7 protein-coding genes are annotated in these 11,531 nt (G+C 71.3%); 1 reads left to right on the forward strand and 6 read right to left on the reverse strand.

The genetic code is table 11. The features are described 5' to 3' along the window. Positions 1-12: 12 nt before the first annotated feature. The 3 genes from IF73_RS0103065 to IF73_RS0103075 all read right to left on the reverse strand — a co-directional run bounded on the left by IF73_RS0103065 (position 13) and on the right by IF73_RS0103075 (position 6,549). Positions 13-1,704, reverse strand: coding sequence for a protein kinase family protein (locus tag IF73_RS0103065; RefSeq protein ID WP_031003124.1), 1,692 nt, complete (start codon positions 1,702-1,704; stop codon positions 13-15). 117 nt (positions 1,705-1,821) lie between these two features. Then, positions 1,822-4,086, reverse strand: coding sequence for a murein biosynthesis integral membrane protein MurJ (gene murJ / locus IF73_RS0103070; protein ID WP_031003126.1), 2,265 nt, complete (start codon positions 4,084-4,086; stop codon positions 1,822-1,824). A gap of 45 nt (positions 4,087-4,131) precedes the next feature. Continuing rightward, entirely contained in the window at positions 4,132-6,549 is a 2,418-nt protein-coding gene (locus IF73_RS0103075; RefSeq protein ID WP_031003127.1) for a DUF6049 family protein, read from the reverse strand. A 236-nt stretch (positions 6,550-6,785) separates the two neighbouring features. Here IF73_RS0103075 and IF73_RS0103080 point away from each other — a divergent pair, with 236 nt between their 5' ends. Beyond that, positions 6,786-8,228 (forward strand): CCA tRNA nucleotidyltransferase, encoded by a 1,443-nt coding sequence (locus IF73_RS0103080; protein WP_031003128.1) that lies wholly within the window; start codon positions 6,786-6,788, stop codon positions 8,226-8,228. A 97-nt stretch (positions 8,229-8,325) separates the two neighbouring features. Here IF73_RS0103080 and IF73_RS0103085 read toward each other — a convergent pair whose 3' ends face one another. The 3 genes from IF73_RS0103085 to IF73_RS0103095 form a co-directional block, all read right to left on the reverse strand. Then, complete coding sequence (locus IF73_RS0103085; protein ID WP_031003129.1) at positions 8,326-9,585, reverse strand: MFS transporter; 1,260 nt, start codon at positions 9,583-9,585, stop codon at positions 8,326-8,328. Between the two features lie 84 nt (positions 9,586-9,669). Further along, positions 9,670-10,752 carry an inositol-3-phosphate synthase gene (locus IF73_RS0103090; protein ID WP_031003130.1) on the reverse strand — a complete coding sequence of 361 codons (1,083 nt, stop codon included), beginning with the start codon at positions 10,750-10,752 and terminating at the stop codon, positions 9,670-9,672. 47 nt (positions 10,753-10,799) lie between these two features. Beyond that, positions 10,800-11,474 (reverse strand): PadR family transcriptional regulator, encoded by a 675-nt coding sequence (locus IF73_RS0103095; RefSeq protein ID WP_031003131.1) that lies wholly within the window; start codon positions 11,472-11,474, stop codon positions 10,800-10,802. Between the last annotated feature and the right edge of the window lie 57 nt (positions 11,475-11,531).

Raw genomic sequence — 11,531 nt, forward strand, 5'->3', positions numbered from 1 at the left:
CCCCTGTGGTCGTCAGCCCATGACCTTGACGTCGCTCAACTGTCCGCGGTACTCGCCCTCGTTGAGGGGGAGCTCCGTGAGCCAGACGAGAACGTACCGGGTCGTGACCGGCTTGGTGAGCTCCACCTTCAGGTCGGTGCCGGCCTTGGACGCCTGGGTGGTGAAGCCCTCCGCCGTGGACGGTGCCGTGGAGGCGTCCTCGGGCGCCGTGCGGATCTCCACCGAGGTGTGTCCGACGAGCGAGAGGTCGACCTCGCTGACCTTCTGCGCCGATCCCAGGTCCAGGACGATCCCGACGCCGTCCTTCTGGTTGCCGAGGTTGGCGCTCGCGTAGTTCTTGGTGTGCCAGTAGGTGCTCGGGTCGCCGTCGAGGGCGTTCGGCACCGACTCCGGGTACTCCTCGCCGTTGCCGTCGGGGAAGGGGTCGAAGTCCTGGGCCGAGGCGATCGTGAGCGGCTTCGGCGGTTCGGGCTTCTCGTCGACCGGGGGCTGCACGACCGGCGTCTTCTGCTTGGGCTCCTTGGGCAGCAGGCGGTCGGCGATCTGCCAACTGCCCAGGCCCAGGGCCGCGATGAGGAGGGCGCCGACGGCCCACTTCAGCGCCTTGCCCGTGCGGCTCTCCAGCGGGGCCGGCGGCTGCGGGAGGGGCTGGGTGACCATGGGGCGCGGCTGGGGGCGCCCGTACGTGCCCTGCTGGTACGTGGTGCGCTGGTACTCGGCGGGGGCGGGGAACTCCGGCTCCGGCGGCTTGACGCGGGGCATCGCGGCGACGGCCTTGGCGAGTTCGTCCGGCGTGGTGCAGGGCGGCTCCTGACGGGACGCGGTGGCCCCGTCGTTGGCGAGGGCGCGCATGGCGATCTCGGAGAGGCCCCGGTGGACGCCGGCGCGGACCTGGTCCGGCGGGATCAGGCCGACGCCCTTGGGCAGCCCGGAGAGGCCGTAGGCGTCGCTCTCGTAGGGCCAGCGCTGGGTGAGCGCCGCGTAGAGGAGGGCGCCGATGGCCTCGGTGTCGGTGCGCTGCGGGCGGTCGGCGGTGATGCCGCGCAGGGCGGCGTTCACGGCGAGGCCGCGGATGCGGTACTGACCGGTCGAGCTGCGCAGGACGGCGCTGGGGGTGAGCCGCAGGTGGGCCAGGCCCTCGCGGTGCGCGGCGGCCATCGCCTGGGAGACCTGGGTGACGAGCTGGTAGGCGTCGTGGGCCGGCAGCGGGCCGTCCGCGAGGAGCGCGGTCAGCTCGGTGGTGTCCGGGAGCCACTCGTGGACGACGTAGACGAGGTCGTTCTCCTCGACCGCGTCGAGGACCTGGACGAACCGGGGGTCGCCGAGCAGGGCCGCCGAACGGGCGGCGGCCAGGACGGAGCGGGCGCGCGGGTGGTCGGCCGGGAGCAGGTGCACGCCGACGGCCCGCCGCAGCTTCTCGTCGACCGCACGCCAGCTGCTGAATCCGTCCAGACGGGTGACGCACTCCTCCAACCGGTAGCGCCGGGCCAGTTTGTGGCCGCTGTGCAGCTCCGGCGCCGTGATGGAGGGATGTTCGCCGTTCTTCCGTTCGACCGCCTTCTGCTCGGGGGCCTCGGTGGGCTCCTCCACCGTCTTCCGCTCTTCCGCCACCCCGTCGGTCGCGGCCGTGTCCGCCTGCGCGGTCAGCGGGTCGTCACCGCTGTTGTCGGCCACGTCGACGGCAGCCGTGCTACGTTCCGCCACCGTCGTTCCTGCCTCCCCATCCGTTGCGCCACATCCAACAGCCAAGCCAATTGTGCCCACAGTCGGACGCTATGCACGACACACGGTTCCCCCCGATGGTTGTCCTGGGGGACGGGATCAGCGTCCCAGGCGTCCCCGCACCATGCCGACGAGGGTGTTCAGTTCGGTGATCCGCATGCGGCGCGCGGCGACGAAGAAGGCCCCGAGGAGCACCGCCCCGCCGACGACGAGTGCGACCAGCGAACCGAGGGCGCCCTCGCCGAGGAGCTTCAGCAGGCCGAAGCCGGCGGCGCCGGCCAGCACCGCGGCCGGCAGCGAGGCCATGCAGAGGCGGGCGTAGGTGCGCAGCACGTGGGCGCCGTCCAGGTCGCCGCCGAGGCGGTTGCGCAGCCGGCGCCAGGCGATGCCGACGCCGACGGCGTAGGCGAGGCCGTAGGAGGCGGCCATGCCGACCACGGCCCACTGGGCGGGCAGCAGGACGTAGCAGAGGGCGGAGGCCGCCGCGTTGACGGCGGCGACGATGACCGTGTTGTAGAAGGGGGTGCGGGTGTCCTCGTAGGCGTAGAAGCCGCGGAGGACGACGTACTGCACCGAGTACGGGATCAGGCCGAGACCGAACGCCATCAGGATGAAGCCCATGCCCTGGGCGGCCTCGACGCCGCTGGAGGCGTACAGCAGGGTGCACATCGGGACGCCGAGGGCCAGGAAGGCGAAGGCGACCGGGACGATCGCGACGGCGGAGTTGCGCAGGCCCTGGGAGATGTCGTCGCGGACGGCGCCCGGGTCGTCGTCGCTGGCGGCGCGGGAGATCCGGGGCAGCAGGGCGGCCATGACGGAGACCGTGATGATGGCCTGCGGCATGCCCCAGATCAGCTGCGCATTGGAGTACGCGAGGAAGCCGGCGCCGTTCTTGCCGGACTCCTCGCCGGCCGCGGTGGCGAGCTGGGTGACGACCAGGACGCCCGCCTGGTTGGCGAGGACGAAGAGGACGGTCCACTTGGCGAGCTTGACGGTCTTGCCGAGGCCGTGGCCCTTCCAGTCGAAGCGGGGCCGGAAGCGGAAGCCCGTCTCGCGCAGGTACGGGATCATCGCCAGCGCCTGGACCACGAGGCCGAGCAGGGTGCCGATGCCCAGGAGGCGGATGCCCTCGTCGGGGATGGTCTGCACGCCCATGTGGGACTCGGCGGAGGTGCCGTAGACCCAGATGAACAGGCCGAAGGTGATGATCATGACGATGTTGTTGAGGACCGGGGTCCACATCATCGCGCCGAACTTGCCGCGGGCGTTGAGGATCTGGCCCATCACCACGTGCACGCCCATGAAGAAGATCGTGGGCAGGCAGTAGCGGGCGAAGGTGACGGCGACGCTGTTGGCGGCGGAGTCGTCGGCGATGGTGTTCGACATCAGCCGGATCAGGACGGGCGCCGCGAAGACGGCGGCGACCACGATCAGGCCGAGCGCCACCATGACGAGGGTGAGCAGCCGGTTGGCGTACGCCTCGCCGCCGTCCTCGTCGTTCTTCATCGAGCGGACCAGCTGCGGCACGAAGACCGAGTTGAGGCCGCCGCCGACGGTGAGGATGTAGATCATCGTCGGCAGGGTGTACGCGATGGTGAAGGTGTCGCCGAGCAGCGCGGCGCCGAGGGCGCCGGTGATGACCAGCGAGCGGACGAAGCCGGTGAGCCGGGAGACCAGGGTGCCCGCGGCCATCACGGCGCTCGACTTCAGCAGCCCGGAGGCGCGGCCGGTCCGCTTCGGCGCGGGCGCCGGCAGCGGGTCGGGCTCCGCGGCGGGGGCGGGCACCTGGCCCTGCTGGTCCCGGTAGAGGTGGGCGAAGGCGTCCTGCTCGGGCCGCTCGTCCTCGCTCGCCCGGGTCACCAGGTCGTCGACGCCGGTGAACTGGACCGTGCGGGCGTCGTCGCCGTACGGGAGGTGGCGGGAGGGGCCGTCGGGCTCGGGCGCCGGGGTGTGCGCCCAGACCCGCGGATCCGGGGCGTGCTGGGGCGCGGCGGGCTGCTGGTAGAGCGCCGAGGGGTCCTGGTACGTGCCCGGCGGGGGCGGCGGGTGGGCGGCACGGTCGTAGAGCGCCTCGCCCACCGGGTCCTGGGCGGCCAGGTCCTGCGCGCGGTACGGGTCGTGGGCGTAGGCGTCCTGGACGTAGGGGTCCTGGGCGTACGGGTTCTCGGGGTTCTGCGCGGTCGGGTCCTGCGGCGCGGCCGGGTACGGGCCCTGCGCGTACGGACCCTGCCCGTAGGGGTCCTGCGGCGGGTACCCGGGGTGCTGTCCCTGTTGCGGGGCCTGCCCCTGCTGTGGGGGCGTGCCGCCGGACGGTGCGGCGCCGCCCGCACCCTGGCCGCGGTCAGCGTCGTACGGCGCGTTCATGGTTACCCCACCTCATCGTCCCCGGCCGACCGGCCACGACATCGCTCAACGGTCCACTTTCTCACTCGGGCTCGACGGGTCGCCGCTTTCGGGGCCGGTGTCCGTGTCCGGGTCACTCGGGTGCCCGGCCGCGTCCGCCGTCTCGCGCTCCGCCGTGTCGGGCTCCGTCCTGTCGCGTTCCGCCGTGTCGTCCTCGGGTGCGGCCGCGGTCGTGTCGTCCTCGGCCGGGTCCTCCGCGGTCGTGTCGTCCTCGGATCCGGCCGTCTCGGCCTCGGCCTCGGCGGCGCGGGCGGCCAGGCGCTTGCGCTGGCTGTACATGCGGACGCCGGCGAGGACGAGCAGCAGCACACCGCCGGCGATGACCAGCATCACCGTCGGGGTCATCTCGGAGACCCGCACGGAGAAGGTCATCGGGGCGCCGTAGGGCGTGCCGTCCACCGTGTAGAGCTGGGCGGTCATCGAGACCTGGCCGTTGGCGTTGGCCGAGGCGGGGAACTTCACCGACTGGCTGTGCCCGGCGCGGACCGTGATGGGCAGGTCCGCCGAGCCCTCGCCGTCGACCTTCAGACGGGCCTTGTTGCTGGAGGACAGCCGCAGGACCAGCCCCTCCACGTCCTGGAGGAGCTTGTTCTGCACCGTGACCGGGATGGTCGCGCTGCGCCCCGAGAGGGTCAGGTCGGACTTGTCGACGAGGACGACGCTCTTGGTGAGCCGCTGGAGGACGTCCCGGACGTCGACGCGGTAGATCGCCGCCTCGCTCGCCCGGCCGCGCCAGGAGGTGGACATCTCGCGGTTGATCGCGTTGCCGACCGGCGGCACGACACGGGTCGCGTCGGTGAGGATGACCTTGAAGTCGTCCAGCTCGTCGCGGGTGGTCTTCATGTCCCGGAACGCCTGCACCGGAAGCTCGCTGTCCCGGAGCTTCTTCGGGTACTGCGAGCCGCGCGGCACCGTGGTGGAGGCGTCCGGGTCGGGCTTCACCGCCGCCGCGGCGACCAGGTCGAGCGGCTGCGTCCAGCGGCGCGCGCCGAGCCCGCGCACGGCGGCGGCCATCGCCTGCGCCTGCGCCACGGTCGGCCGGCGCTGCGGGGCGACCACGACGCTGCGCTGGTCCTGCGGCTGCTCCAGGGTGATCGCGAGGGTCTGCGCCAGGAACTCCTGCACGGCGAGCGTCGAGGTCTCGGCGCGGACCATGTCGCCCTGGAAGGCCGTCGACAGCTCCGCGTCGCTCACCACCGCCGTCGTCCCGCCGCCGAGAGGACGGGCCGCGGTCGGCGTGTACGGGAGGTCGTCGTCCTGGATGCTGTCGCTGCGGGCGATCACCTTGCGGGCGCCGGCCGAGGTCGCGACCGCCATGACCGAGGGGTCGACGGCGCCCTCGACGGGCCAGGCGAAGTCGGTGGCGGGCTGGACGTGGAGGATCGTCTCGACGGTCGGCCCGGCCAGCTCCGTCGCCGACTGGAGGTGCTCGAGCGAGCCCGGGACGGCCTTGCCGTGGTGGGCGAGGGAGGCGAGGTCGGGGTCGGCGAAGGGCAGCGCGACCACCTTGCGGCCCTGCACCGCCTTCTCCAGCAGGCCGAGCCAGCGCTCGGCGAGCTTCCTGTTCGCCTCCGTGCCGGCGGTGTGACCGGTGCCGTCCTTGACGCGGTAGCCGTTGGCCATGGCGTCGACGGAGGCCAGCAGATCCGGGTCGATCACCCAGGTGACCGGGAGGCCCTGGCCCAGGGTGACCAGCTCGTCGAGCCGGCCGCCGGGACGGAGCTCCTCGGCCAGGTCGTCCTCCTGGAAGACGGGGGTCTGCTGGTCGTCCGAGGCGGTGTCGGCCGAGATGTGGGCCGAGGACATCAGCGGCCAGAGGTACGTGAGCTGGGTCCGCTTGTCGGTCGGCTCGGGCTGGTACGGCAGGAAGGTCCGCTCGATGCCGAGGACGCGGTCGTACTGCGCCTCGGAGGTCTGCCCGGTGATCGAGACGCCCAGCTGGTAGACGCCGCCCTCGTCGTCGAGGCCCAGCTTGGAGACCGGTACGGAGATCCGGAAGTCGTGCGCGACGCCGACGTCCAGCCGGGGGATGTCGATCTCGGGGGCGGCGTCCAGCGGCTGCGGGTCGCTGTCGGAGCGGAAGCCCTTCCGCCGGGTGACCTGGTCGATCTCGCTGCGGCTGTCCATCCGCGGGCCGACCCGCAGGTTCACCGTGGCGTCGGTGATCGCGCGCTTGCCGCGGTTGGTCATCGTCCCGGTGACGGTGACGGTGTCCCCCTCGACCGGAGCGCTCGGGGTGAGCGTGTCGATCGACACATCGACCGTCCGGGAGACCTGGCCCTCCTCGGGTGCCTGGGCCGACGCCGAGGGGTGGTGGAGGAGACCGGCGAGCAGGGGCGCTCCGACGGCGATGGTGAGGGTGCGCCGCAGCCATCGGCGGGCAGGTGAGGGACCGGTTCCCTGGAAAGCTGCCGCCTCAGCCACGCGTTCGCCCGTCCTCGTCGTTGTCGGTGGTGCCCGTGATGCCAGTGGTTCCCGGTTGCTGTGTCCAGGCATGGTAACGAGGCATGGCGGGGCCGAGTGCCGGGGACTCCTCCAGCCGATGGCCCGGGCGGGGGCCGTTTTCACAGGAACCCCACAGGCGTCCTCCGCCGGGGTGGACGGGGCGGCCGGGAAAACGGGGACGTCGGGGCGGGACGGGGCACGTACCCTTTTCTGTTGTGCCGAACGCCAACGAAGACACCTCGACCGAACTGAGCCAGGTGCAGCGCCGCGCCGTCAGCGAGCTGCTGCGCGTGTCCCCTGTCGCCGACGACCTCGCCCGCCGCTTCCAGGCGGCCGGATTCCGCCTCGCCCTGGTCGGCGGCTCGGTACGGGACGCCCTCCTCGGCCGGCTCGGCAACGACCTGGACTTCACCACGGACGCCCGTCCCGAGGACGTCCTGAAGATCGTCCGCCCCTGGGCCGACGCCGTCTGGGAGGTCGGGATCGCCTTCGGGACCGTCGGGTCGCAGAAGGACGGCTACCAGATCGAGGTCACGACGTACCGCTCCGAGGCGTACGACCGCACCTCCCGTAAGCCCGAGGTCTCCTACGGCGACTCCATCGACCAGGACCTCGTCCGGCGTGACTTCACCGTCAACGCGATGGCCGTGGCACTCCCCGAGAAGGAGTTCGTCGACCCGTACGGCGGTCTGGAGGACCTCGCCGCCCGGGTGCTGCGCACCCCCGGCACGCCCGAGGAGTCCTTCTCCGACGATCCGCTGCGCATGATGCGGGCGGCCCGCTTCGCCGCCCAGCTCGACTTCGAAGTCGCCCCCGAGGTCGTCTCGGCCATGACGGAGATGGCGGACCGGATCGAGATCGTCTCCGCCGAGCGCGTCCGGGACGAGCTGAACAAGCTGCTGCTCTCGGCCCACCCGCGGAAGGGCCTCGGCCTGCTCGTCGACACCGGCCTCGCCGCGCACGTCCTCCCCGAGCTGCCCGCGCTGCGGCTGGAGAGCGACGAGCACCACCGGCACAAGGACGTGTACGAGCACTCGCTGACCGTCCTCGACCAGGCGATCGACCTGGAGGAGGACGGCCCGGACCTGGTGCTGCGCCTGGCCGCGCTCCTCCACGACATCGGCAAGCCGCGCACCCGCCGCTTCGAGAAGGACGGCCGGGTCTCCTTCCACCACCACGAGGTGGTGGGCGCCAAGATGACCAAAAAGCGGATGACCGCGCTGAAGTACTCCAACGAGATGGTCAAGGACGTCTCGCGTCTGGTGGAGCTGCACCTGCGCTTCCACGGATACGGGACGGGCGAGTGGACCGACTCGGCGGTGCGCCGCTACGTCCGCGACGGCGGCCCGCTCCTCTCCCGGCTGCACAAGCTGACCCGCTCGGACTGCACCACGCGCAACAAGCGCAAGGCGTCCGCGCTCTCCCGTGCCTACGACGGGCTGGAGGCGCGCATCGCCCAGCTCCAGGAGCAGGAGGAGCTGGACTCGATCCGTCCCGACCTCGACGGCAACCAGATCCAGGAGATCCTGGAGATCAAGCCGGGTCCCGCCGTCGGGCAGGCGTACAAGTTCCTGCTGGAGCTCCGCCTGGAGAACGGCCCGATGGAGTACGAGCAGGCCGTGGCCGCGCTCAAGGAGTGGTGGGCCGCGCGCGACTGACGCGGACCCCTTGTTTCACGTGAAACACCGCGGAGGGTCACCTCGGTGTTTCACGTGAAACACCGCGGAGGGTCACCTCGGTGTTTCACGTGAAACATCACCGCTCCTCGCGCTCCCCGCGCAGCAGCAGGGCGATCGCCGCGTAGCCGGCCGCCACCAGCGCGATGAGCAGCGGGGAACGCCCGTCGGGCGGCAGCATCAGGGCGGCGGCCCCGGCCGCCGCCACGAAGGCGACGTTGAACAGCACGTCGTAGAGGGAGAACACCCGCCCGCGGAAGGCGTCGTCCACGTGCGTCTGGACCACGGTGTCGGTCGCGATCTTCGCTCCCTGGGTGATGAGCCCCAGCACGAAGGCGGCGACGAGGAAGGGCGCGGGCGTGAACGGCAGGGCGAGCGCCGGGACGAGGACGGCGGCCGCGGCCGAGCACACGATCATCCAGCCGAAGGGCCCGAACCGTCCCACCGCCCAGGGTGAGAGCACGGCGGCGGCGAAGAAGCCGGCACCGGAGGCGCCGACGGCGATCCCCAGGAGCCCCAGCCCCTCGGTCTCGGTGGAGCTCCAGGCGTACCGCGAGAGCATGAGCACGGTCACGAGCAGGGCGCCGTAGCAGAAGCGCATCAGCCCGACGGCGGTGAGCGCCAGGGCGGCCGGGCGCCGCTCGGACAGGTGGCGCACTCCGGCGGCCAGCTCCCGGGCGGTGGAGGCGAGCGCTCTGGAGAGCCGGGGCGTCACCTGGTCCGGGTCGGGGCCGAGCAGCGTACGGGGGATCCGCAGCGAGGCGAGCGCGGCGCAGAGGTAGAGGACGGCGCCGAAGGCGACCACGGCCGCGTCCGAGTCGTCGGCGAGCAGCCGGACGCCGAACGCGAGGCCGCCGCCGAGGGTGGCGGCGAGGGTGCCGGCGGTGGGGGAGAGCGAGTTGGCGACGACGAGCCGTTCCTCGTCGACGACCCGGGGCAGGGCGGCGGAGAGCCCGGCGAGGACGAAGCGGTTGACGGCCGTGACGGAGAGGGCGGAGGCGTAGAAGAGCCAGTCCGGGACGGCGGCCAGGACCAGCACGGCGGTTCCGGCGGCCAGCAGGGCGCGGAGCAGGTTCCCGTAGAGGAAGACCTGGCGGCGCTGCCAGCGGTCGAGGAGGACTCCGGCGAAGGGCCCGACGAGGGAGTACGGGAGCAGAAGCACGGCCATGGCGGAGGCGATGGCGGCGGGGGAGGTCTGTTTCTCGGGGGAGAAGACGACGTACGTGGCCAGGGCCACCTGGTAGACACCGTCGGCGCACTGGGAGAGCAGCCGGACGGTGAGCAGGCGCCGGAAGTCGCGCAGGCGCAGCAGTACGCGCAGATCACGTACGACGGACATGGCAGCAAGACTCACATACGGCGAGGGTCCCCGGGCAGTGCCGCGGGGACCCTCGTCAGGTGAAACGCATCGGACCTCGGAAGGTCAGCGCTCGACCTCGCCCTTGATGAACTTCTCGACGTTGGCCAGGGCCTCGTCGTCGAAGTACTGGACCGGCGGGGACTTCATGAAGTACGAGGAAGCGGAGAGGATCGGGCCGCCGATGCCGCGGTCCTTGGCGATCTTCGCGGCGCGCAGGGCGTCGATGATGACACCGGCCGAGTTCGGGGAGTCCCAGACCTCGAGCTTGTACTCCAGGTTCAGCGGGACGTCGCCGAAGGCGCGGCCCTCGAGGCGCACGTACGCCCACTTGCGGTCGTCCAGCCAGGCCACGTAGTCCGAGGGGCCGATGTGGACGTTCTTCTCGCCCAGCTCGCGGTCCGGGATCTGCGAGGTGACGGCCTGCGTCTTCGAGATCTTCTTGGACTCCAGGCGCTCGCGCTCGAGCATGTTCTTGAAGTCCATGTTGCCGCCGACGTTGAGCTGCATCGTGCGCTCGAGGCGGACACCGCGGTCCTCGAACAGCTTGGCCATCACGCGGTGCGTGATGGTCGCGCCGACCTGCGACTTGATGTCGTCACCGACGATCGGGACACCGGCCTCGGTGAACTTGTCCGCCCACTCCTTGGTGCCGGCGATGAAGACCGGGAGGGCGTTGACGAAGGCGACCTTGGCGTCGATGGCGCACTGGGCGTAGAACTTCGCCGCGTCCTCGGAACCGACGGGCAGGTAGCAGACGAGGACGTCGACCTGGCGGTCCTTCAGGATCTGGACGACGTCGACCGGCTCCTCGGCGGACTCCTCGATGGTCTGGCGGTAGTACTTGCCGAGACCGTCGAGCGTGTGACCGCGCTGGACCGTGACGCCCTTGTTCGGGACGTCGCAGATCTTGATGGTGTTGTTCTCGCTGGCGCCGATGGCGTCGGAGAGGTCGAGGCCGACCTTCTTCGCGTCGACGTCGAAGGCGGCGACGAACTCGACGTCACCGACGTGGTAGTCGCCGAACTGGACGTGCATCAGGCCGGGCACCTTGGTCGCCGGGTCGGCGTCCTTGTAGTACTCGACGCCCTGCACCAGCGAGGCGGCGCAGTTGCCCACGCCGACGATGGCTACGCGAACCGAACCCATTCCGGTTGCTCCCTGTGTGATCGTGGAAGCCCTGCTGGCGCAGGGTTTCACTTGGTGGTGTCGTCGGACGGATCCGGCCGGGTACTGCCCCCGTGCCGGGGCAGGCCGCCCGTCTCTCCAGAATCGTTGTCGTGCGGAGCGTCGGTGTCGGGCCGCTGGTCGCGGCCCGCCCGCTCGCTCTCGATGAGCTCGTTCAGCCAGCGCACTTCGCGCTCCACGGACTCCATTCCGTGGCGCTGGAGCTCAAGCGTGTAGTCGTCGAGTCGCTCGCGCGTCCGGGCCAGCGAGGCGCGCATCTTCTCCAGGCGCTCCTCCAGCCGGCTGCGGCGGCCTTCGAGGACCCGCATCCGCACCTCGCGCTCGGTCTGGCCGAAGAACGCGAAGCGGGCGGCGAAGTGCTCGTCCTCCCAGGCGTCGGGGCCGGTGTGGGAGAGGAGCTCCTCGAAGTGCTCCTTACCTTCCGGCGTCAACCGGTAGACGATCTTGGCCCGGCGTCCTGCGAGTGACGAGGCCACGGCGTCCTCGGGAGCGCTGCCCGGTTCCTCGATCAACCAGCCGTTGGCGACCAGCGTCTTGAGGCAGGGATAGAGCGTCCCGTAGCTGAACGCCCGGAAGATGCCGAGCGAGGTGTTGAGGCGCTTGCGCAGCTCGTAGCCGTGCATCGGGGCCTCGCGCAGCAGGCCGAGAACGGCGAACTCGAGGATGCCGGAGCGTCTGCTCATCCGTCGCCTCCTCCGTACCGCGGTCCGCCTCGGAACACTTTATGCCGTGCTGATGTA

Source organism: Streptomyces sp. NRRL F-5727 (genome assembly GCF_000719555.1).
In the GTDB taxonomy this organism is placed as follows: domain Bacteria; phylum Actinomycetota; class Actinomycetes; order Streptomycetales; family Streptomycetaceae; genus Streptomyces.

What these genes read in the sequence shown, in the direction of transcription:
- IF73_RS0103085 (WP_031003129.1), bottom strand. Translation starts at nt 9,585, where the DNA reads ATGTCCGTCGTACGTGATCTGCGCGTACTGCTGCGCCTGCGCGACTTC.
- murJ (WP_031003126.1), bottom strand. Translation starts at nt 4,086, where the DNA reads ATGAACGCGCCGTACGACGCTGACCGCGGCCAGGGTGCGGGCGGCGCC.
- IF73_RS0103090 (WP_031003130.1), bottom strand. Translation starts at nt 10,752, where the DNA reads ATGGGTTCGGTTCGCGTAGCCATCGTCGGCGTGGGCAACTGCGCCGCC.
- IF73_RS0103095 (WP_031003131.1), bottom strand. Translation starts at nt 11,474, where the DNA reads ATGAGCAGACGCTCCGGCATCCTCGAGTTCGCCGTTCTCGGCCTGCTG.